Annotated in this window: 15 protein-coding genes, 1 pseudogene and 2 riboswitches; of the genes and pseudogenes, 11 read left to right on the top strand and 5 right to left on the bottom strand. The window is 61.7% G+C overall.

Annotation, left to right across the window (positions count from 1 at the left end):
- Window positions 1-9: 9 nt before the first annotated feature.
- Entirely contained in the window at window positions 10-1845 is a 1836-nt protein-coding gene (locus tag KR767_RS16965; protein ID WP_250877133.1) for an aspartyl protease family protein, read from the bottom strand.
- Between the two features lie 124 nt (window positions 1846-1969).
- A complete protein-coding gene (locus KR767_RS16960; RefSeq protein ID WP_250877132.1) occupies window positions 1970-2506 on the bottom strand; it encodes a helix-turn-helix domain-containing protein in 537 nt (178 codons plus the stop codon).
- Between KR767_RS16960 and KR767_RS16955 the strand changes: the two genes are divergently transcribed.
- Entirely contained in the window at window positions 2507-2659 is a 153-nt protein-coding gene (locus KR767_RS16955) for a hypothetical protein (RefSeq protein ID WP_250877131.1), read from the top strand.
- Between the two features lie 59 nt (window positions 2660-2718).
- Here KR767_RS16955 and KR767_RS16950 read toward each other — a convergent pair whose 3' ends face one another.
- Entirely contained in the window at window positions 2719-4446 is a 1728-nt protein-coding gene (locus KR767_RS16950; protein ID WP_250877130.1) for a M61 family metallopeptidase, read from the bottom strand.
- A 281-nt stretch (window positions 4447-4727) separates the two neighbouring features.
- Between KR767_RS16950 and KR767_RS16945 the strand changes: the two genes are divergently transcribed.
- The 6 genes from KR767_RS16945 (at window position 4728) to KR767_RS16920 (ending at window position 13115) form a co-directional block, all read left to right on the top strand.
- Window positions 4728-5579, top strand: a complete 852-nt coding sequence (locus tag KR767_RS16945) for a DUF2306 domain-containing protein (protein ID WP_250877129.1) — start codon at window positions 4728-4730, stop codon at window positions 5577-5579.
- A 51-nt stretch (window positions 5580-5630) separates the two neighbouring features.
- On the top strand, window positions 5631-6716 hold the full coding sequence (locus tag KR767_RS16940; RefSeq protein ID WP_250877128.1) for a sensor histidine kinase: 1086 nt from the start codon (window positions 5631-5633) through the stop codon (window positions 6714-6716).
- Window positions 6713-7486 carry a LytR/AlgR family response regulator transcription factor gene (locus tag KR767_RS16935; RefSeq protein ID WP_250877127.1) on the top strand — a complete coding sequence of 258 codons (774 nt, stop codon included), beginning with the start codon at window positions 6713-6715 and terminating at the stop codon, window positions 7484-7486. Before KR767_RS16940 ends, KR767_RS16935 begins: the two co-directional genes overlap by 4 nt.
- Before the next feature lie 218 nt (window positions 7487-7704).
- Window positions 7705-8088: a VOC family protein gene (locus KR767_RS16930; RefSeq protein ID WP_166946578.1), complete on the top strand. Its 384-nt coding sequence runs from the start codon at window positions 7705-7707 to the stop codon at window positions 8086-8088.
- 371 nt (window positions 8089-8459) lie between these two features.
- Window positions 8460-9950, top strand: a complete 1491-nt coding sequence (locus tag KR767_RS16925; protein WP_250877126.1) for a S53 family peptidase — start codon at window positions 8460-8462, stop codon at window positions 9948-9950.
- A gap of 249 nt (window positions 9951-10199) precedes the next feature.
- Window positions 10200-13115: a beta-galactosidase gene (locus KR767_RS16920; RefSeq protein ID WP_250877125.1), complete on the top strand. Its 2916-nt coding sequence runs from the start codon at window positions 10200-10202 to the stop codon at window positions 13113-13115.
- 38 nt (window positions 13116-13153) lie between these two features.
- Here the strand turns inward: KR767_RS16920 and KR767_RS16915 are convergent, their stop codons facing one another.
- A complete protein-coding gene (locus KR767_RS16915; RefSeq protein WP_250877124.1) occupies window positions 13154-14944 on the bottom strand; it encodes a peptide-N4-asparagine amidase in 1791 nt (596 codons plus the stop codon).
- A 440-nt stretch (window positions 14945-15384) separates the two neighbouring features.
- On the opposite strand from KR767_RS16915, the gene KR767_RS16910 reads away from it, so the two are divergent.
- Window positions 15385-17298, top strand: a complete 1914-nt coding sequence (locus KR767_RS16910) for a glycoside hydrolase family 76 protein (protein WP_250877123.1) — start codon at window positions 15385-15387, stop codon at window positions 17296-17298.
- Between the two features lie 111 nt (window positions 17299-17409).
- Here KR767_RS16910 and KR767_RS16905 read toward each other — a convergent pair whose 3' ends face one another.
- A complete protein-coding gene (locus KR767_RS16905; protein ID WP_250879177.1) occupies window positions 17410-17826 on the bottom strand; it encodes an SDR family NAD(P)-dependent oxidoreductase in 417 nt (138 codons plus the stop codon).
- A gap of 33 nt (window positions 17827-17859) precedes the next feature.
- Here KR767_RS16905 and KR767_RS16900 point away from each other — a divergent pair.
- From KR767_RS16900 to KR767_RS16890, 3 genes and pseudogenes are all read left to right on the top strand, one after another.
- Window positions 17860-18327: pseudogene (locus tag KR767_RS16900) on the top strand (Tn3 family transposase); the annotation flags it as partial.
- A 166-nt stretch (window positions 18328-18493) separates the two neighbouring features.
- Window positions 18494-18568, top strand: a riboswitch (Fluoride riboswitch).
- Between the two features lie 119 nt (window positions 18569-18687).
- Window positions 18688-20148 (top strand): MutS-related protein, encoded by a 1461-nt coding sequence (locus KR767_RS16895; RefSeq protein ID WP_250877122.1) that lies wholly within the window; start codon window positions 18688-18690, stop codon window positions 20146-20148.
- The gene (locus tag KR767_RS16890) at window positions 20145-21677 is read left to right on the top strand and encodes a MutS-related protein (RefSeq protein WP_250877121.1); all 1533 of its coding nucleotides are present in this window, start codon (window positions 20145-20147) and stop codon (window positions 21675-21677) included. Before KR767_RS16895 ends, KR767_RS16890 begins: the two co-directional genes overlap by 4 nt.
- Window positions 21678-21714: 37 nt before the next feature.
- Window positions 21715-21779, top strand: a riboswitch (Fluoride riboswitch).
- The last annotated feature ends 8 nt before the right edge of the window (window positions 21780-21787 follow it).

The raw sequence follows: 21787 nt of genomic DNA, 5'->3' as shown, positions 1-21787 counted from the left end.
ATCGATAGCTTAGATCAGGTTCCGCAGCACAAGATCTGTCTGGTGTATGGCACCGCGCCGGTCGAATGTCAGGTGGATTTTAGTTCCGGGTGCTTCGTTACGCAGCATCCGGCGAAAATCGTAAAGCTTGACAGACTGGATCGACTTGCCATTCACCTTCGTGACGATGTCGCCTACCCGTAGCCCCGCGACTGCGGCCGGTGTTCCAGGGCCTATATCCACGATCTCGAAGCCCCTGCCCTTGACGTTGATCCACATGCCCGAACGATCGAATGTATCCAGGTCATCGACCGGTCCGGAAACAGGTTTGAGATACATGATCTGGTGATCGTAATCGAAGGTAACGACAAAGCGCTTCAGGAGGCCGCCACCGACGTTGTTCGGAAACGCATCCATGCCGCCCGTGCCCGCTTTGTCCAGGCTGAACTCGGTAAGGGGCGCGCGTATCGTTAAACCGTCGAGTTCCAGGTTCTTGCCATGAAACACGAAGCCGCGCGTCGGGCCGCCCACCCCCCATCCCGTAAGGGCTTCGATCCCTGCCCTCTCCCGTTCGCGCAGGTGGTTCTTCTCGGCGAAGGGGCGAGTCAGCGATAGCGCGTTCCGCGCGCCTGTATCAATGCCGAAGCGTCCGGGAATGCCGTCGTACGTTCCTGGTACTTCCGGAAACTGCTGGTAAAAATGAAAGTGCACGGGCGTGCCGGCTGACGTGGGATCGAAGTGCTTCTTGTCGATAAAGGTGATCTGTTTTTTACCGTAGTCAATGCGGGTCACGAAGCGCGCAAAGAACTCATATCCAATCATTCCCTGCTCGTCGATGCCCTCCGCCGCGTTGGAGAATTTCAGCACGGTAACCGTTTGACTGGTGAGCGTGGCACCGCCGACGGAGATCGAACTAACCCTTGCCAGTCCACTCTGCGCGAAGTCATTGCCGGAGCCCCCTGCGGTCCGGCTTCCCTGTGTCTTGACGCCGAGCATCCTTGCGGTCATCGGCGTAAGAATGTCGTGACCACCCGTGTCGACGATGAACGTCAGCGGCTTGCTTCCGTTGACCGATGCCTGCACATAAATATGGTTGTTCACCAGTTGAAACGGTACTGTTGTCTGGCGCGTATCACCGGCCAGCGCATAGTCGTTGACTGCGGTGGCTGGCTTCTCATAAAAGGCTGGCGGTCGTGTCGGTCCGAACCGTGCGGAAGTCAGGCGCGTCGTCTGGCGGTTGGCCGTGCCGGTACCGTCATCCACTACGATCGTATGTGCGATGGGAACACCATCCACATCGGTGTAATCCGAGTACGACGTCGTGATCACCTGGATACTCTGGACCTCTACGGTTCGTGCCAGGCGATGGGTGGCCGTGTCGAACCATGCTTCGAAAGGCTTGCCTTTCTCTGGTGTGACGGTGAGTACATCGAAGATTTTCCCATCGACAGTCTTCTGGCCATTGCTCTCGATACGTGCGCCGGCCCGGTCACTGCGCCACCAGAGGTTGCACCCTCGATAAGCCTCGTTGACGGCCAGTTCCCTGACATCACCTCCGGCCTCGTCGGTTGCCGTGCCGGAGGGTTCCTTCTCCCATGCCTTCGTACCGTCGAAACCCGTGGCGCCGCCACCAGGGCCTATCTGGTAGGTATCCACGAAGGAGCATCGACGAAGATCGATGACGGACGACGTCGTACCGGTGAGGCCCTGGCCCGCATACGAGAACTGGCTATCCAGTGTTTCCTTTCCGGCCCAGGCGTCCGCACCCATTGCCTTGCGATTGGCGGCGAGAAGCGCATCGATGTTGTCAGCGTTGCTTGTACCAGCTGCGATGACGAGAACGCTTGCCAGGAGTGCATGGCGCATAGGTGATCCCCATTGAGAGACGAAACTTTTGGCCGCGGCCGGCTTGCGGCGCCTCAATGGAGACTAGGTGAACGTCGAGGGTGCGTCTTGAATCCAGTTGACCGATAACCTGGCATAGGGCAGCTCAGGTGGCGGCCGAAGACGAGGCCGACCGCCGCCAATGACTGGGTGTAGATCCCGTCAATGTCACGACGGCCCTGCTCATATGCGCCTGGTCGGCAAATCCGAGCGAGGCGGCGATATCGCAAAAGGATTGCCGCGTACCGCACAGGCGCTGCATGGCCAGACGCGCCCGTGAGCTGGCACGAAACGCCTTGGGTGAGCTGCCGTAGGCACGCTGGAAACCGCGACTGACCGACTCCGGTCGCAGCCCCATGTTTTCGGCCCATTGGCGCAAGGAGAGATCGGCATCCTGCCGAAGGCATTCGGCAAGAAGATCGGGCCAGTCCTGATGCCGTTGCTCAGACGAGCTCCATGTTTCCGTGAGGTGATGCCATGCATCCGGTAACGAAGATCGTGCGGTACGCAAGAGTCCTTCGGGATCCGTCGTCGTTCCAAACAGTGGGAGTCCGTTGTCTGTCGGAACCGGAAGGACAAGTAATTCAGCACCTTTCTGTGAAAAACAGTCCAGGTGAGACTCATAAGCATGATGGATCAGCACGTGACCCGCTTCCACCGTGCGGCGCCCTTCATCGCCTGCCTCCATATAGCCGCCACGAAGTACCACCGTGGCAAATGCCGTATCGTGACAATGCCGGCCGAGTCGCTGGCAAGCGCCATGGCATTGATGACCCATATCCGTCTTTGCGAATGACATCATGAGGATGTGACGTCGAAAGCTGGTTGATACATGGGAAACTCCGGATCAGGATGCTACGGCAGCTGACGAATACCTGTCAGGCTGGAGGCGCAGTCCGCAGGTGCCGGGGACGTCAGTTGAAGTTGCTGTACGGTAATCTGGCCGGGGCCTTGAGGAAGAAACGCAATGGTCCGACGCGTGCTCCCTTCGAGGACGTCCAGTTCGAGTGGCTTGAGCGAGTCGCCGCTGGTGCCTGAGACTTTCTTCTCGATGACCATACCGGCGCGTAGGCCCGCCAGGTAGGCGTTGCCTCCGGGTTTGACCGTGGTCACGCGATGATCCTCGGAGGTGTAGCCGGTGTCGTAGCCGGGTCGCTGCTGGGTGACCACGCGCGCGCACGGGCCGAATGTGTCGGGTGCGAGGGTCAGGCTTTCGCCCTTCTCGATGAAGCGCGCCAGGTCGTCCTTTACGTCGAGCCCGTGCCGGGCGGCGGCTGTGACAAAGAGAGCGGGAGGCTCTGCCGTTGACGTCGAAGCCATCCTGCGCTGGTCAAGCAACACGGCGCGCAGCTCAGCAGGCGCTGCATGGGCATCGGCTCCCTGCTGACGCAGCTTCGCGTTCCAGCGCGCCGCCAGCATCGCCCCGCGTAGATAGGGCATCCGTTTCGCGTCCTGATCCTTGAAAAAGGCCGGCGCGAGCGTGGCATTGGGTGTATTCCGCCAGGGTGAATTGGCGTATTCCAGTAGCGCGCTGTTCCAGATGTCGCGGAAAGCCTGCACCGTCACGGCTCCGGAGCGCAGGCTGAGCGCCTGACCAAAGTAATCGGTAAAACCTTCATTGAACCAGGCAGCGCGCTGCTCTGCCCCGGGGTCGGCATAGGGTTTACCCAGCAGGCCGGGATTCCAGCTATGGAAATCTTCGTGCGCGATGAAGAAGGTGAGATCGCTGTTGTTTGAATGGGTGTTGACCCAGAGAGCAAAGCTGTCGTCAAAGCCCGCGCCAGAGATAAAACCGTTGTAGCTCGACGGTACTGGCGTCGCGGTCACCGTGTATGGCCCCGGGTTGCGCTCGTTCCAGAAACTGCGCTCCGCCCCCACGATGCGCCGTACCGAGGCGACGAATTCTTCCGGCCCGGCCACGCTGCCTGGCAGCATGCCTACCCGTGGCTCACTCTCGTTTGCCACGGTTGTGGCGCCGGTCATGCCTGCGCCGCCCACCAGGGTGCTCATCAAGATGTCTTCGGTGGTACCTGGACGTGCGCTGGACTGGCCCGGAGCGGGCAAGTGCTGAAGGTCCGATACCAGGGGCACGTGAGCCGGGCCAGCCTGCCAGACAAAGGTTGCCGGGCTCTTGTCGCTTCCATCGGGCCGGCCGAACACCACCATGCCCAGTGCCGAAAAGACATTGCCGTGGATGACCGGCGCGCTACGGTCAAACCGGCCGGGATTCGGGTCGGGATCGGCACCGGCGACGATGCGGTATCGCACGGTCAGCGGCTTGCCTCCGACGGCGTCGATGCGCCAGTGGCCCGGCGCATCCTGGGCCACGTGGATCGCCCCGTCCACCATGAAGTCACGCACATATCGGCTGAGATGGGTGTCTCCGCGCCAACTGCCCAGCCATCCGAAGCCTGTGGTCCCGGAGGCGTTTGCGGGGAAACGCACGGACACCATAAATTCCCGTAGCTCGTCACCGGCCATGGTGGGTGCCAGCTCATAGTCGACCCGTGCAGCGCCTGATGTCCCTTGCGCCGTCGACAGCGGCAATAGAACAAACGCGAAGACGATGGACCACTTGAGCATGGCGGCTCCTTGTTTTTCTGGCTGCACGAGTGCGGACTTGTCTGGCCACATGTGCGCCGGATCTAAGGCATGGCAGATAGGTGTCTGGATCCGCAGGCTATCACTTGAGCGCGTGAATGGTTATCGCCTTGAGCGGTTGCGCGCAAGGTGCGCTCCTGCAGGTGGTGTGATTGTCCAGGAAATGGACCGCCACTCGTACCTTCCATGGCGTCGTTCGTCGGGTGCCCCCTCTTTTCGACGTCGCCACTGGGCAAGACTCCGGATCAACCCAGGAGGCATTTATGTACCGACCCGTCATCACCGCATCCTCAGCAGAGCTCCACTTCGTTATCCCGTGGCGGACGCGCAAGGCGGCCCTGTTTCTCCAGGGAGCTGCAGCCCTGTGGCTGGGCGTTGCGATCCTGGGTCAGTTGCTTTTCGCGTTCTACGTGGCCGACTTTTATGGGCGCACTGCGATTCAAGGAGACTGGAAGGCGTGGAACAAGGTACTGGTTGCCGGTCACATCCCAGGTGACACTGCCGGCAACACGGTGCTTGCCCTGCATCTGTTGTTTGCGGTGGTGGTGATGCTCAGTGGCGCTGCACAACTGGTCCCGGTGGTGCGGCGACACTGGCCACGCGTCCATCGCTGGAACGGGCGCCTGTTCCTCATCTCCGCAATGATTGCCAGCGTGGGGGGAGTCTTCATGATCTGGACTCGTCACATCGCCGGCGATCAGCTCGTTGGCCGCCTGAGCATGAGCCTGGATGCATTGTTGATCCTGGGTTTCGCCTCACTCGCGCTGCGCGAGGCACGCGCCGGGCGCTTTGGTGCTCATCGGCGCTGGGCGCTGAGGCTGTTCCTGGCAGTGAGTGGTGTGTGGTTTTTCCGGGTGGGGCTCATGTTCTGGCTTGCCGTGAATCAGGCCCCGGTGGGCTTCGATCCGGACACTTTCACCGGTCCGTTTCTCACCTTCCTGGGCTTTGCCGAGTACCTGCTCCCGCTGGCCGTCCTGGAGCTCTACTTCTGGTCGCAGAAGTGCCAGAACGTGCCGGGCAAGGTGGCGATGGCCAGCGCGCTCACGTTGCTGACCTTGATGATGGCTGTCGGTATCGTGGCCGCCTTCGCTGGCCTGTGGCTGCCGCATCTTTAAGATTCGCGAAGACGATTGGCAGGCGCATGCCGACCTGACTATGCTCCGGATGTGTCTACCCTTCCCGCCCTCATCAAGCCACATGGCGTTGCCCTGCTTCTGGGCTGGCGTCGCCTGCTATTCACCCTGTGTGCGTCGGTCGTGCTGGGCTTGATCCTGCTGCCCGGCTGGGACTCGGGCTGGTTCGCACTGATGCTGCGCACCGGGACGCTGGGGCTGGCCGCAATGCTGGCCTTCGGCATCTTCGAGCAATGGCCGGCACGGCTGCCTGCGTGGCTGGCACGCTGGGTGCTACAGGTGCTGGGCGTGGCCGTGTCGATACCGCTGGTGACCTGGCTCATCTACCTCTACAGCACCATGCCCGGCGCGCCGCCGTTCTGGGAAGATAAGGACCGCCTTGAAGGCTTCGTATCGTTGAGCGTCCTTGGCCTGCTGGTTGCACCATGGATTGCACTCGGTGCGTTGGTCAGGCAGAAGGACGCCCTCGCCCGCCATCAGGCGCTGGTCTTCGATCTCGAGCGCAGCGAACTCGAACGCCAGGCACTGGATGCGCGCCTGCGCCTGTTGCAGGCCCAGGTCACCCCGCATTTCCTGTTCAACACGCTGGCCAACGTGCAGGTACTGGTGGACGAGGGTTCGCCGCAGGCTTCGATGGTGCTTCGCAATCTGGTGGCCTATCTTCGCGCGGCGGTACCCCGGCTCGATGCGCCGGCCACCACGCTGGCCGACGAACTGGAACTGGCGCAGGCCTATCTGGAGCTGATGCATATACGTATCCCCGACCGGCTCCAGTTCGGCCTGCACGTCGATGAAGCGGCTCGCTCATTGAGGTGCCCTCCCCTCACCCTGCTGACGCTGGTCGAGAATGCCGTGCGCCATGGCATCGATCCGAGCGAGGATGGCGGCCGTATCGACGTGCATGTAGAGAGGCGCGGTGATCGCTGCGTGGTGCGGGTTATCGATACCGGCGTTGGTCTGCGGGCGAATCGCAAAGGGCTTGGTACAGGGATAGCCACCTTGCGTGAACGCATGGCCATGGCATTTGGTGGCGACGCAACACTGGATATTGCCGCCCGGCTGCCCCGGGGCGTGGTCGCCGAAGCGATTTTCCCAGCCCAGGAAGCAGGCCACGCATGACGACCGCGCTGATCGCCGACGACGAGCCCCTCCTGCGTGGCGTTCTGGCCCAGATGCTTGCCCAGGCCTGGCCTGAACTGAAGGTCGTCGCACAGGCCCGTAACGGGCGCGAAGCGATCCGGATGTACGACGATGTGCAGCCGGATGTCTGCTTCCTCGACGTTCATATGCCGGGTCTTTCGGGCGTAGATGTCGCGCATCACATCGGCCGGCGGGCGCATGTTGTATTCGTTACCGCGTTCGACACCTACGCCGTCCAGGCTTTCTCGCAGGGGGCGCTCGACTATCTGGTGAAGCCCGTTGAACCGGCCCGGCTTGCCGATACCGTGGGCCGCATCCAGGAGCGCCTGCGTATGTCCCAGCCGGCGACGAATACCGAGCACCTGCTACGCGAGCTCGCCTCGCGGCTTGATCGCCCGACGTCGCCCGCTCCCTTGCGCTGGATACGAGCACAGGTCGGGCAGACATTGCGTCTGATTCCCGTAGACGATATCGACTACCTCCGTTCGGAGGCGAAATACACGCTGGTCGCCTGGCGCAATGAGGCAAGGCAGCCTTGCGAAGCCTTGATCGGTACCACGCTCAAGGAGCTGGTGGCACAACTCGATGATACGCAGTTCATCCAGGTGCACCGTTCGGCGGTGGTAAATCTGCGCGCCGTCAGTCATATCATTCGCGGCGATAACGAAACCGCTGTCGTACACCTCAAGGATCGAAAAGAATCCTTGCCGGTCAGTCGCAGCTACCTGCATCTGTTCCGGCAGATGTAGGCGAGCCTGGGGCCGCATGTCCGAGGGACGCCGGGCAAAATCAGATTCACATTTGCTACATCGGTGACGCACAAACAAACCGCCCTGCGCTGCCATGTCACTTCATACAACGTGACGAGGCCTATGGGACAAACTTTGAATTGCTAGGGGGCACCGCACCTCGATACGATTCGCATGCACGCAAGTCACCCACGGTCCACCATTTCGAGGAAGGGCGAATGATCGATCACACCGGCGTTGTCGTCAGCGATTTCGAGCTAAGCAAGGAGTTTTACCGGGCGACACTTAGTGCCATAGGCTATGAACTCCTTGCCATTTTTCCGGCCTCGGTCACGGGGCGCACGGATGTCGCCGGGTTCGGCGAAGGCGGCAAGCCCGATTTCTGGATCTATAAGGGCGAGCCAAACCGGCCGCCGGTGCATGTAGCGTTTCGGGTGTCGTCTCGTCAGCTGGTCCAGGCGTTTCACGACGCGGCGCTGGCCGCCGGGGGGCGCGACAATGGGCCGCCCGGTCCTCGCTCTCATTATCACGAGGGCTATTACGGCGGTTTCGTACTCGATCCGGATGGGCACAACATCGAGGCGGTCTTCCACGGCGCCTGACCGGCCCCGGGAAAAGGATCGCTTGTTCGCAATATGTTGCTGATTAACATCAATAATTTGCGATAGTTCGAGGCCGAATACGAGCAAGTCGCGACCGGTGTCCCTGTTAGCGTCTTTACCGGTCGCGATGCCTGGCTCAGGGGGATCCTTCATCGAAGGATCGGGTGGAGGCGACTCACCTCCGTCGGCATTTGCCGCGGACCTCCTAATGAGTACAGGAAAAGCACATGACGAATACATCGAACTGGGCAGGGCTGGCGATGGCTCGTAAGGTTCTCGCAACCTCGTGCATCATGGTCTTATCGCAGGGGGCGGCCGTTGCCGCGACAGCCGCGCCGACATCCGGGTGGGTGCAAACGCAGACCCATGCCGTGGCCCTGCGCTCCCAGGAACAAGTCACGGGCCTGACGTCCATCGATCAACCGCTGCACATCGCGGTTGCCTTGAAACTTCGTAATCCTGATCAACTGAACGCGTTTATTGCCGCTCGCCGGCAACTGGCTGCCACGGGTGCGCAGCTCGATGCCCCGATGACGGCGCAGACCTTTCTTGATCGTCATGCCCCCACCACCGACGACGCGCAGGCGGTAGCGGCATACCTGAGCAACGCCGGCTTCACTAATGTCCAGGTCGAACCCAATCGTCTTCTGGTTACGGCAGACGGCAACGTCGACGCGGCCCAGCAGGCCTTCCAGACGACGTTCGTCAACGTAACGCGCGATGGGCGCCAGTCGTATGCGAACGACAAGGACGCCGTGATCCCGGCTTCTCTGCAGAATGCCGTGCTTTCCGTTGTGGGCCTCCAGGACGTTCATCGGATGCACACGATGAACGTTCGCGCGGATGCAACCTCCGCACTGCGCCCGCAATCGGTCACCGGCCATAACCCGACGACGTTCTCCGCGATCTATGGCGGCAGCGGCGTGCCCACGGCATCCACGGTAACCGTGGGCATCATTGCCGAAGGTCGGCTCACCCAGACGATCACGGATCTGAACAAGTTCACTTCCAACAATGGCTTGAGCACGGTGAGTACACAAATCGTGGGCTCCGGAAGCAGCGACACCAGCGGCCTCGAGGAATGGAACCTGGATAGCCAGGATATCGTGGGCATGGCCGGCGGCAAGGTCGGCAAGCTGATCTTCTACGATGCCACGTCACTGAGCAATTCAGCGCTGACCAGCATCATCAACACCGCCGTCTCGGCCAATGCCGCCAAGGTGATCAACGTTTCCCTGGGCGAGTGCGAAACCGATACCACGCAGGACGGCTCCATGGCCGCCGACGATCAGCTGTTCAAGACCGCCGAGGCGCAAGGACAAACCTTCTCTATTTCGTCCGGTGACTCGGGCGCCGACGAATGCGGCGACGGTGGTACGACACCCAGCTATCCGGCAAGCTCGCCCTACGTCATCGCCGTGGGCGGCACCACGCTCAACACCAGCGGCAGTACTTACACCAGTGAAACCGCCTGGAGTGGCAGTGGCGGCAGCCCGAGCCTGGTCGAGCCGCGACCGACGTGGCAGACGGCGGTGACGGGCAGCTTCCGGGTCGTCCCCGATGTTGCCTTCGATGCCGACCCGAACTCCGGCGCACTGGTGATCGTCAACGGCCGCAACGAGCAGATCGGCGGCACGAGCCTCGCTGCACCATTGTTCACGGGTTCGTGGGCACGCCTGCTTGCCGCGCACACCTCACTGGGCTTTGCCGGTCCTCACATCTACAAGCTGCCAGCTGGCGACTATCACGATGTGACCAGTGGCAATAACGGCGGATTCAGCGCCGGCCCAGGCTACGACGACGTGACGGGGCGTGGCAGCTTCAACCTCGGTACGGTCAACGGAAACATCGGCTCGTTCTGATCGTATCCGGCTCAGTGAAACGAAAGACGCCACGCTGATGCGTGGCGTCTTTCTGGCACACGCGCCCTGGTATCTTTCCGCTGAAGCCAAGGCCCCGGGTTTAAATGTCGGATGACATCCTGATCAGGCTGTAGTAAATGCTGGCCACTTCGCTCCGGAGAGCCAGGATGACTGCGTCGACAGGACCCACCTCCCCTGCGCCATCCGGGCAACGCGTCTTCGTGCTGTGGATCGTGGTAGGAGTTGGGAATGCCTGTTTTTCACAAGCCGGGAAACCGTCGCCTCGGCGTATCCATGGCGATGCTCACCGCGCTGGGTCTGCTGGGCGCCGCCCAGGCAGGGACGGCACACAAGGTCACCTACGACCGCTACTCGCTGATGATCGATGGCAAACCCATCTATCTGTGGTCGGGCTCGTTCCATTACTGGCGCCTGCCCAGCCCCGACCTCTGGTCGGATGTTCTCCAGAAAATGAAGGCTGCCGGATTCAATGCGGTGGAAATCTATTTCGACTGGGGATACCACTCGCCGCGCCGCGGTGTCTACGACTTCACGGGGATTCGCGACGTCGACCGGCTTCTCGACATGGCGCGTGATGCAGGCATCTATGTCATCGCCCGGCCCGGGCCGTATATCAACGCAGAGACGGATGCGGGTGGGTTTCCCGGCTGGCTGGTGGATACCGGTGGCAAGCCTCGCTCGCCCGATCCGGAATACACCGCCGCCTACCAGGAATGGATGGGGCAGATCGATCGCATCCTTGCCCGTCACCAGGTGACTGACGGGCGTGGTACGGTCCTGATGTATCAGGTGGAGAACGAGTTCTACGACGACTCCCCGGATGGCCAGCGCTACATGCAGGCCATCGAGGACAAGGCACGTGCCGATGGCATCACCGTACCGTTTTCAGGCAATCACAACAGCGATTTCATCAACGGCCTCGGTGCCGTCGAGCTTCCGGGGCAGGACTCCTACCCGCTGGACTTCGACTGCTCGCGCCCCGAACGCTGGAATGCCGTCTATGACTTCAGCCGCGAGCGGCGGGAGCTGACGCGTTCTCCCTTGTTCTTCCCTGAATTCCAGGGCGGCGCCTTTGACGTGTGGGGTGGCCCGGGCTACGAGGCCTGTCGCAAGCTCACTGGCCCGGATTTCGAACGGGTGTTCTACGAGGCCATCATCGCGGCCGGTTCCACGATGCAGAACTTCTACATGACCTATGGGGGCATCAACTGGGGCTGGCTGTCCTCTCCGGGCGTGTATACGTCGTACGACTACGGCGCGGCGATCAAGGCCAGTCGCCAGCTGACCGACAAGTACGACCAGCAGAAGCTCATCGGATATATGGTCCGTGCAGTCAGCCCCCTGGCGCGGACGGACGCGGTGGCTGCCTCGGTACCCGACAACGGCCGCCTGCGTGTCGATGCCCGGGTCAATCCGGATGACGGCACGCGGTTCTATATCCTCCGGCACGCGGACGCCCTCGACACCAGCAATGATGCGACCCACCTGCATATCGCCCAGCGTGATGCGAAGGACGTGACCATTCCCCAGCAGGTCGGCACGGCGATCCATATCGACGGCCGCGATTCGAAAATCTTCCTTGCCGACTATCGATTCGGTCGCCAGGACCTCGCCTATTCCACCTCGGAGCTGATGACCTGGCTTCCGCTGGGGCCTCGCGACGTGGCCGTCCTGTATGGGCGCGATGGCGAAGACGGGGAGACCGTCCTGCGCTATGCAAGCCGCCCTGCCGTGCAGGTGATCGAGGGTGATGTGGCCATGCACTGGGACGAAGCCGCGCATACGCTGCGTCTTGACTACCGGCACCATGGCCTCGCCCGGGTAGCCATCGGCCAGGGGGCCGGATCGCTTCTGCTGCTGATCGGCGACCGTGCGGCCGCCAGGCAGTTCTGGCAGTTGGATACGGCGGCAGGTCCGGTTCTTCTGCGGGGCCCTTATCTCGCCCGCGAAGCGATCCGTAATGGTGAGAACATTGCGCTAAGTGGCGATACCGACAAGGCAAGCGATATCGAGCTTTTCGCCTCTCCGGACGTGCGGGCATTCTCCTGGAACGGCAAGCCCGTCGTGGCCAACCCGACGACGTCGACAAGTCTGTTGGGCCAGGTCGAGGGCCCCGTACCGGTAGCGCTGCCCGCATTGACGACATGGCGGGTTGCCAACGGCGCGCCGGAGGTGGCGCCCGGCTTCGATGACAAGGGATGGCTCGCCACGGATCGCACGTCTTCACCCAATCCCTACTGGGAACACCAGCTCCCCATCCTCGATAGCGACAGCTACGGCTACCACCACGGCAACGTATGGTATCGCGGCCACTTCAAGGCCACGGGTAAGGAGATGGGGATTGTTCTCTCGGCCAACACGGGTGTGCACCTGGGCAACCACGGCATTTTCACGGCCTGGCTCAATGGGCATTTCCTTGGCAACAACCCCAGCGGAGCAAGGCAGTTCGCCATCGATCCCTCCTGGCTGAAGATCGGTGGCGACAACGTTGTTTCCGTGCTCGTCGACAACACGGGCCATCTTCAGGAGGAGCACAGCGGTGCGTTCCGTGAGCCGCGCGGCCTGATCACAGCGACCTTTGCCGGCGCGCCTACGAGCATCCACTGGAAGATCCAGGGCAACGAAGGCGGCGAGCAGTTGTCCGATACGGTTCGCGGGCCATTTAATGCCGGGGGGCTCTATGGCGAGCGCATGGGCTGGCAGCTTCCGGGCTTCGTGGACGGTCGCTGGGCATCCACGACGCTTCCGCGTGCCACCGCCCTGCCCGGCGTCGACTGGTATCGCACGAACGTCCACCTGGATATTCCTGCCGGCCAGGACGTACCCATCGCGTTGCGCATCCATGACGCCGTGCCACGCCACTACCGCGCCCTTGTCTTCGTCAACGGCTGGCAGGTCGGTCGCTACATCAGCGATGTCGGCCCGCAGACCGACTTCGAGCTACCGCCAGGCGTGCTGCATACCCATGGCGACAACACGATTGCCATCGCATCGTGGAGCACGGCGTACGACGGTGGCCTGGGCGACGTTTCCCTGGTGGCACAGGGCAATTACCGGACGAGCATTCGCCCTGCGGATGTGCCCGCGCCTGGATACGAGGTGCTGAAGGGAGCCGGCAAGACCGGTAAGGCACAGGCCCACTGAGTGAATGCCCCCCGGCCATCAGGCCGGGGGGGCATTGCTTAGAAGATCCCCGGATTCTCCGTTCTGGAGCTATCGGGCGAGCCATCCGGATGGGTGAACCACGACAGTCGGTTCCAGGCAAGCGGGCAATCACCACCATCCGTTGCGGCGGTCAGCAGGCCAGCCGCCGTGCTGACGTCGCGGCCATAGCAGCTGCCGAGGTTGTCCCTGAAGCGGAACTGCTGCGCGCTGCGCTGCCCCGTATGACCGGCGACGGCGCCGTTGGCGTAGGTGAGCGTATCGGCCGTATCGATGCTGTTATCCACATCGCTGCGGTAGATCAGCAGGTTGCCCAGCCGCTTGCTGAACTGGCGCGAGAATCCCTGGGTTACCGAACTGGGCGCACTGAGCGTATTGCCCGCCGCATCGAAGGTGTTGCCAAAGCTGGCGACCAGTGGATAGTCGACGTGCATCTCGGTGGTCACCGCGATGCCGAGCAAGCCTTGTCGGGTCTTTGTCGTGCTGTCGACGGTCGTCAGCTGGTCGATGCCCTGCTGGTAGTGGGCTGGATCGATGGCGAAGGTCTGTGTGTTGCGAAAGCTCACGGTCTGGTTCACGTCGGTGACGATGCGCCCGTGCGACGTATCGACATAGCCTGCCACGCGAAAACGGCGCGATGCATGCGTGGCGATGGAGCCTCCGACGACACCCCCGGTATCGGTGACCTGGTTGTCCACGGTGGCGGCGGCCGGCTGTCCCTGCAAGGTATTTGTGGTCACTGCGCCGCTGACCACCTTGCGACCATGGTCGAGATGCACGAACAGGTTGCCCGTGACGGCGAAGTTGCCGTTGGCCCCAGTCACGCCGATGGCCAGCGCATGCGGTTTGCCGTCGTTGAGCAGGGAGGCAAACGGTGTGAGATCGACACGGTATGGCAGGAAGTTGAGCGTCTGCACGCCAGGCGTGGGTCGCCACATGTAGGGATCGATGCCGCCGGTGAATATCCATGGATACACGGGTGCTACGCCAGCCGGCTGTCCGTCGATCGATACCTGCACCTCGCGGTATGCACCGCCACCGCAGCTTTGCACCTGGTTGGCCTGCGCATCCGGCACACAGGTGTACCAGAACTCGTCACCGCCCTGCCCTTGTGCGAACACATCCAGATAAGCGCGCTCCACGTTCGTAGGCAGCGTGAGCGTACGCGACAGAACATCGCTACCGGTGTTGAGGGCAACGGTACCGCCGGCTGTACCGTCCGACAGCGGGAAGACCGCATCGGGGGCGTCCGGTTTCGGTGCAAGGATATTGGCCGGATAGAAGACCAGGCGGGCCGAGCCGCTGATGATGCCGGTATAGGTGTTGTCGACGATGTTGCCAAGGATCGCCTGGCCTGTCTGAGGCTGGCTCAGAAGACTCGCGAAGTCGCTGACATCGCGCTCGACATGCCAGCTGGGAGATACGGCGGCCGAAGGTTCTTGCGTCGTACCGAAGTAGATATTGGCGCCACCCAGCCAGAGCGATGCGGTGCGGTCGAACTGGCGCCCCGCCGTTACCGCGAAGTCGGCCTCGAGTACCACCTTCGACCATGACGTGCCGCAGCCGGTCGGGGGTGCATAGGTATAAGGATGGTTGGAGAAATCACGGAACGTGAAACCGTTGAACAGCTCGACCGTGCAGGCGTTGCCTGGCGGCCGTGGCACCGACGGGTCGGCAGTGGCGACATTCGCCGATCCCACGTTGAATCCGGGCGATGTCGCTGCCAGCCCGACGGGTGCCGAGCACATCGCGATACTACCGAACAAACCTGCCCACAGGCCTTTGCGGCCCGAGACGTTGATAAACGCCATTGCCCGTTCTCCCCACGTGATGCCCCCTGTCGGCAAAACGTAGCATAGGGAATCGCCGACAGGGAGCTGTCCGCATCACACCTTGGTACCTCGAACCGTGTCGTGCCAATCGGCTTTATTGCGCCGCAGCGAGCGTCGCACCGGATAGCCGGGTTAGAGTCGCCCCTGGCATCGATCAACAAGCATCCGGATCACGGATCCACGCATCGGCGCCTTTTTTTGAATCTTGAATTTAGATCGATTTAGATGCGGTTGTAAACAGCGATCTAAGACGTAATTCGTTGCGCTTTCGCATCGGTGGGTCACCAGGGGATCAAAGGCATGACGCATGACTGGGGCCGTCCAGACGGCCAGGCGTGCGCGCTTCTCCATCGGACGAACGCCCACGGTCCGACCCGGGAGAGATGGACCGTGGGTATCCGGAAGGAGTGTTTGCGATCATGAGCCTCCAAGCAATGCGCGTGCGATCAAAGGTATTTCTGGCAGTAGCCGGCCTGACAGGGCTGTCCGTGGCCCTGCCTTCTCTTGCAACAGAGCAGTCTTACGCCCATCCCTCATACATTGACGGGCCGACTTCCATGGCCCGGGCGCGTGTGGCAGCGGATGTGCTGATGGATTCCTATGATCCGGACAAGGCATGGTTTCCATCGAGCTGGTGGAACTCCGCGGTGGCCTTGCAGACCATTGGCGACTACATGCAACGTACCGGCGACCGCCGGTATCTGGTGCAACTGGACAACACCTTCGAGAAGGACAAGGGCGTATTCCCCGCCGGCGTATTGTCCGGGGATCCGTTGCTCGGCAACTTCACCAGCCGCGCCATCGACGATTCCGAATGGTGGGGCCTGACCTGGTTGCAGGCCTACGACCTGACCCGCAATCCCAAGTATCTGGATATGGCGGTGACCATCGCCAATTACGTGAACGGCTACTGGGATACCGGCAGCTGCGGCGGTGGCGTGTGGTGGGATGCGGAGCGCACGTACAAAAACGCCATCACCAATGGCCTGTGGATACGTCTCACCGCGGCCCTGCACAACAGGATTCCGGGAGACAGCATCTGGCTGGCGCGGTCACGTACGGCGTGGGCATGGTTCCAGGGCAGCGGCATGATCAACGCCAATGGCCTGGTCAACGACGGCCTGACCAATGCATGCACGAATAACGGCCAGAACGTGTGGACCTACAACCAGGGACTGGCGATCGGCGGTGGCCTGGAACTGTGGCGTGCCACCCGGGATCCGCATGTGCTGGCGGATGTACGCCGGCTGGCCGACGCAGCCATCGGGCCCAATGCCCTGGTCACCAACGGTGTACTCACCGAAAGCTGTGATGCCAGCGACCAGACCTGTGACGACAATGCCAAGCAGTTCAAGGGCATCTTCATGCGCTACTGGACCTACCTGGTAGACACCACCCATGACCGTCGTTATGCGGCCTTCCTTGAGCAGCAGGCCGATGGTCTGTGGAAGAAGGATCGCGATGCGGCCGGTCGCCTGGGCACCCGCTGGGCGGGAGCGACGAATGATGATCATCCCAACGTCTTCGACTGGCGCACCCAGGCCAGTGCGCTCAGTGCGTTGATCGGCGATATCCCGGTATTCACGCCGCTGGAATCGCTGGCTGCCACGATGTCTCCGGCCCAGCCCGTGATCATGCCGTCTGCGTCTGGCACTACATCGATTGCCATCGATCTCGGTGCATCGGCGACCGGCTATTTTCCATTGCAGGCGCTGGCTTCCGTCGACGCGCCGCCGGGCTGGAGTGTTTCGCCACGGGTCTCCCTGATGCGGTTGCAACCCAGGGGCAATGCCGTTCCCGCCAGGGCCACGCTTCCATTGACGGTCAGCGTGCCGGGCACGGCAACAGACGGCCACCACACCCTTACCGCGAATATGTTTGCCGCCGGCCTGCGTTTCACTGCGCAGGCGGATGTGCTGGTGGCACACAAGATCGATTTCGACACGGGAACCGTAGCGGAGACGCCGTGGCTGTTCGACGCGGATCATTCGCAGAGCAACGGTGTGCAGAATCGCTTCGCCGACGGCAATGCCCACTTTACCTATCGATTCCCCTTCCCCGCCGATACCACCGCGGCGCATGTCACGCTGACTATCGACAATGAATTCCTGGTACAGGTCAGCACCGACAACACGCATTGGACGACGGTGGCCCAGGAAACGCGACCGGTCACGGATGGATCCAACAAAGGCGATATCGTGATCGACCTCACGCCCTATATCGGTGCCGTTGCCAATGGCGCACGCCCGGTCTACCTGAAAGTCTCGGATGCTTTCCCCAATGACGGTTGGGGCGGGCGCGTATATCACCTGTCCGCGACGATTGCCGAGTGAAGACGGCTGAAGGTGTATTCCTTCCGACGCGATGACTTTCGCATGGCATCGCAGCCGCAGGCTTCATGAAAGCCTGCGGCTGCGGGCGTCATCAACGTGCCGTGGCTCTTTTCAATCCGTGAAATCGGTGCTGATCGACAGGGCCTTTACCGCCTCGAAACTCGCACGCAGCTCGTCTGCCCGGGCAGTCAGCAACCTGTGTGCATCCGATCCCAGAGGCAGGCGGAGCGGCGGCTGTTCCATGGCCACCGCCTTGATGATGGCGGCGGCCCCGAGGGCCGGATTACCAGGCTGCTTGCCCGAGTTGGTCCTGGCCTGTCGACGGCGCAGGCCTGCCGTCGCATCGTAGTCGTCGATGAGCGTCTTCGATTCGATCACCGAGCGGCCGGACCAGTCGGTGCGGAAGGCGCCGGGCTCGACGATGGTGACCTTGATGCCCAGTGGCGCGACCTCCCTGGACAGCGACTCCGAGAAACCTTCCACGGCCCACTTCGTGGCGTGGTAGTAACCGGTGGCCGGGAACGCCAGCAGGCCGCCAATGGATGAAATGTTGATGATGTGAGCCGAAAGAACAAGCTTTACTTTGCCTTTCGAGAGTTGGGGCGAGTGATCCGAACCATGTTCCTTCTACGCTACATCGACAGCGCAGAAATTCGGCAGATGATCACGGCGGCGACGAACAAGAGTGAGGAGTTCAACAACTTCGCCCAGTGGGCGTTCTTCGGTGGTCAGGGTATCATCGCCGAGAACCTTCGGCACGAGCAGGAGAAGGTCATCGGCTATAACCACTTGGTCGCTAACATGGTCATACTCCATAACGTTGAGCACATGACGCGTGCTATTGAGCAACTTCAGATCGAAGGCCATGAGGTGACCCCTGAGATCCTCGCAGGGTTGTCACCGTATCGCACGGCGCATATCAATCGGTTTGGCGATTACACCGTCGACCTGACACGGCCGGTCATCCCGCACGACGCAAGCCGGAGGCTTCTCACACCGGGAGCTCCCGAGGATGCGAGCAACGGATGAGTGCACTCCGTCGTACGCGGCCCTGACCCTGTAAACACGATCCACTACAGAGGAGCGTCGGCACAAGATGCGAGGCACTCCACGAGTTCGAACGCCCAAGGTTGCGGTCCGAGCAACGGGATGCCTGCTCGGGGTTGACACATTGATCACCTGCGCTTCTAGAATATTGGCCCACGGAGATGGCATTCCTCCGGTCCCTTAGGGACGAACCGCCACATCGGCTGATGATGCCTGCCAACCTTTGCAGGGTTTGCAGGCTCTCTTATGTCCGAAATTCAGGTTCCTCTGTCTCGATTAGCCCCTAGTCTCTTCCACCTCGCCGGGAGCGCTCCTGTCGCGACGATGGTGTCGGACGAGGTGATGGCGGACCTGCAGTTGTCTGGGTGGGCTCTCGCGATCGCTGAACAGCCCGGCGCTCTGGACATTCGTCCTTTTCTCAAGGCCCCGGCGGCGACCACCGCTGAAGCCGTCTTCCGTCAGGGAGTCTTCCGCGACCTGAACGCTGCGCCGATCAGGCGCGCCTTCGGGGCATTTCTCCAGGCCATGACGGTTTACGAGAAAGCCGCCACGAGGGCAAACGAGCAGGCGTCGACGCTGGAACTAGCCCGTTACCAACTCACGGCAGTGAGCGCCTACTGCACCGGCGTAAGGGACATCCTACAAGCACTCCGGCAAGGCCCGGCGGCGTCCGACGCGCTGGCCGGACTGACGCACTATTTATCGACCTATGCGGCGTCCGATGGCTTCCTCGCCATGGCAAACCGCGCGTCGAAGCTCGAGAGCGAGCTGGACGTGCTCCGCTATGGACTGCGTCTGGGACCGGGTTACGTCGCCGTCGAGAGCGTGGCGCGCGACGAGGATTATGCGGCAGTCGTCGCGCAGGCCTTCGCGCGCTTTCGCGTCGACGGGGCCAAGGACTACCGTACGGCGTACCAGGGCCCGCGGCATCTCAACGGCCTTGAAGAGCGGATTCTCATCGAGTTGGCGGACGAGCACCGAGTTCTATTCGATGAGCTGACGCGCTTTGCCGCTGACTACGCGGACCCTATCGATCCCGTCGTCGCCCAAGTTCGGAGCGAGGTGGCGTTTTATACAACGGTGTTCGATGTGGTCCAGGAGAGCGAGCGTCTGGGCCAGCCGTGGTGTTTGCCGGAGTTCATCGCGGCGCACGATAGGACGATTGTCGTTGAGGCCGCAGACGTAGCCCTGCTTCATCCGGCGATAGGTGACCCGACGCATGTTGTCCGTAACGACCTGGACAGAACTGCTGCCGAGCAACTTATCGTTATCACCGGGCCCAACCAAGCGGGGAAAACGACCTTCGCTCGGATCTGGGGCCAGCTGCACGTGCTTGCTCGAGTCGGTTGCCCTGTGCCTTCCCGATCCGCGTCTATTCCCTTTGTGCGCTGTGTAGAGACGCATTTCGAGCGCGCAGAACTGGCGGGTTCTCAGCGCGGCAAATTGAAAGACGACCTGGTGCGGATCCACGAAATCGTTGAACGTGCCGACCCGGATACGTTGGTGATACTCAACGAACTCTTCGCCTCGACGACGACGGCCGATGCGATTGACCTCTCGCGCGACATCTTAGAGCGGCTAGTCGATCGTGGCGCCACGATTGTGTGTGTGACTTTCCTCTGGGAGTTGGCGCAGGCTGGACCAGCGATGGCCAGCTGGATAGGCAGTGTCACCACCGAGGACGCTCGGCAACGCACTTACCGCATACGTCGAGGCCCTCCAGAAGGACAGGCCCATACGGAGGCGTTGGCCGCAAGCTACGGCCTTACCCAAGCGCAGCTGGCCAAGAGGATGATGCGATGAAGCCGCGCCTTCTTTGGCCTAATAGCGATCTCGTGGCGCACGATGATGTTAGGGCCGCCGCGCCTGCCGCATGGGCAGACCTGGATCTTGACCTTATCGTGGAGGCGATTTCAGCGAACGACCGGCCGTTAAAGGCCATCGTCACTGCTGTCTTTGCGGCGCCGCTCTCCACGGGTGACGTCATTCGCTCACGTCAGGCGGTCCTTGCGGACGTGGCCGACCACCTGGCGATGGCACAGGAGCTGCACGATATTGCGCGCGACGCTATGGATGCGAAGCGGCGAAGTACAAGCGGGTTCTACGGTGTCTACGCCTCGTCGATCCTGCACGGAAGCGTCAGCGTCCTGAAAGAGTTGCTTGACGCGCTTCGTCAAACACGCACAGTCGCCGATCGGTGGATCACCACGGCATCCGCCGATCGCGTAACGCAATGGCTGAGCGAGTTACGGGAAAATCTGGATGACGGCTATCTCAACGAGGTCTCAACGCATCTGGAGCGATTGGCCGACCGCGGCGAGCTCTCCGTAACCGCGCGTCTCGGACCGATGAACCAGAGTATCGATTTGACCCTGCGAGCACGAAGTGGACCACCACGACGTTGGTGGACTCGGATGCTCGGCTACGTTCCGGGGAAGCACACCATACGAATTGCCGACCGCGACGAGGGCGGTGCTCGTGCGTTGGGTGAGCTGAGGGACAAGAGCATCAATGAGGTCGCCAACGCGTTGGCACAGTCGGTCGACTACCTTCTTGGATTCTTCGACCTGGTACGGCGAGAACTCGCGTATTACCTGGCGGTCGCGCAATGGAGCCACGCGTCGCACGATGCTGGGACACCGTTGTGCGTCCCCCTCTTCCCGAAAGGCAAGAAAGGCATCACCGCGGGCGGCTTAATTCCGTTAAGCGTCGCCTTACGACCGCCGGGAACAGCGGTTGCCAATGCCTTTGATTCGTCGCCCGCGCCGCTAGCGATCATCACCGGCCCGAATCAAGGCGGGAAGACCACGTTCCTCCGTGCGCTGGGTCAAGCCCAGTGGCTTGCCCAAATTGGCTCGCCGGTTCCGGCCACCTCATATGAGTGCGACTTGTTCGATGGTTTCTTCTCGCACTTCAAGCAAGCAGAAGACAACGAGTTAAAGCACGGAAAGTTCGACGAGGAACTCCTGCGGTGGAGTCGGCTGATCGACGAGCTCGGAAAGCACTCGCTTGTCCTTTCCAACGAGTCGCTCTCCAGTACCGACGCCCGGGAAGCCACGGCCCTTGCCGCGATTCTCTTCGATTCATTGGCCGCTGCAGGTCACCACGTGGTCGCCGTAACGCACTTGGCGACGTTGTCCGAGGTCGTCACCAGTTGCCATACAGACTGGCAGGTCGAACGTGGCCTTGATGGACAAAGAGGCTATCGGTTTGACCCCAACCCTCCGGATAAGTCGAGCCACGCGAGGGACATCTTCAACCAGGTATTTGGCGAAGCTCCGATCAGACCACGGGCTGAACGGATGCCACTCGCGAGTGAAATAAACCCATGATCTTGCTTGTTATGGCTGCCCGGGAAGGAGTAGCGTACGGCTTACAGGAGATGGCATTCCTCCTGACCCAACCGCCGAGCGGCTGATGATGCCTACCCACGCGCAGCATG

Origin of the sequence: Luteibacter anthropi, from assembly GCF_023699965.1 — a bacterium.
Classification (GTDB): domain Bacteria; phylum Pseudomonadota; class Gammaproteobacteria; order Xanthomonadales; family Rhodanobacteraceae; genus Luteibacter; species Luteibacter anthropi.
Note: the sequence above shows the minus strand (reverse complement) of the source record. Positions and strands in the feature narration are given on the sequence as shown.

Excerpts from the sequence above, each read along its gene's own strand:
- KR767_RS16915 (WP_250877124.1), bottom strand. The coding sequence starts at position 14,944 with ATGGCGTTTATCAACGTCTCGGGCCGCAAAGGCCTGTGGGCAGGTTTG.
- KR767_RS16950 (WP_250877130.1), bottom strand. The coding sequence starts at position 4,446 with ATGCTCAAGTGGTCCATCGTCTTCGCGTTTGTTCTATTGCCGCTGTCG.
- KR767_RS16895 (WP_250877122.1), top strand. The coding sequence starts at position 18,688 with ATGGCGGACCTGCAGTTGTCTGGGTGGGCTCTCGCGATCGCTGAACAG.
- KR767_RS16910 (WP_250877123.1), top strand. The coding sequence starts at position 15,385 with ATGAGCCTCCAAGCAATGCGCGTGCGATCAAAGGTATTTCTGGCAGTA.
- KR767_RS16930 (WP_166946578.1), top strand. The coding sequence starts at position 7,705 with ATGATCGATCACACCGGCGTTGTCGTCAGCGATTTCGAGCTAAGCAAG.
- KR767_RS16920 (WP_250877125.1), top strand. The coding sequence starts at position 10,200 with ATGCCTGTTTTTCACAAGCCGGGAAACCGTCGCCTCGGCGTATCCATG.
- KR767_RS16935 (WP_250877127.1), top strand. The coding sequence starts at position 6,713 with ATGACGACCGCGCTGATCGCCGACGACGAGCCCCTCCTGCGTGGCGTT.
- KR767_RS16890 (WP_250877121.1), top strand. The coding sequence starts at position 20,145 with ATGAAGCCGCGCCTTCTTTGGCCTAATAGCGATCTCGTGGCGCACGAT.
- KR767_RS16965 (WP_250877133.1), bottom strand. The coding sequence starts at position 1,845 with ATGCGCCATGCACTCCTGGCAAGCGTTCTCGTCATCGCAGCTGGTACA.
- KR767_RS16945 (WP_250877129.1), top strand. The coding sequence starts at position 4,728 with ATGTACCGACCCGTCATCACCGCATCCTCAGCAGAGCTCCACTTCGTT.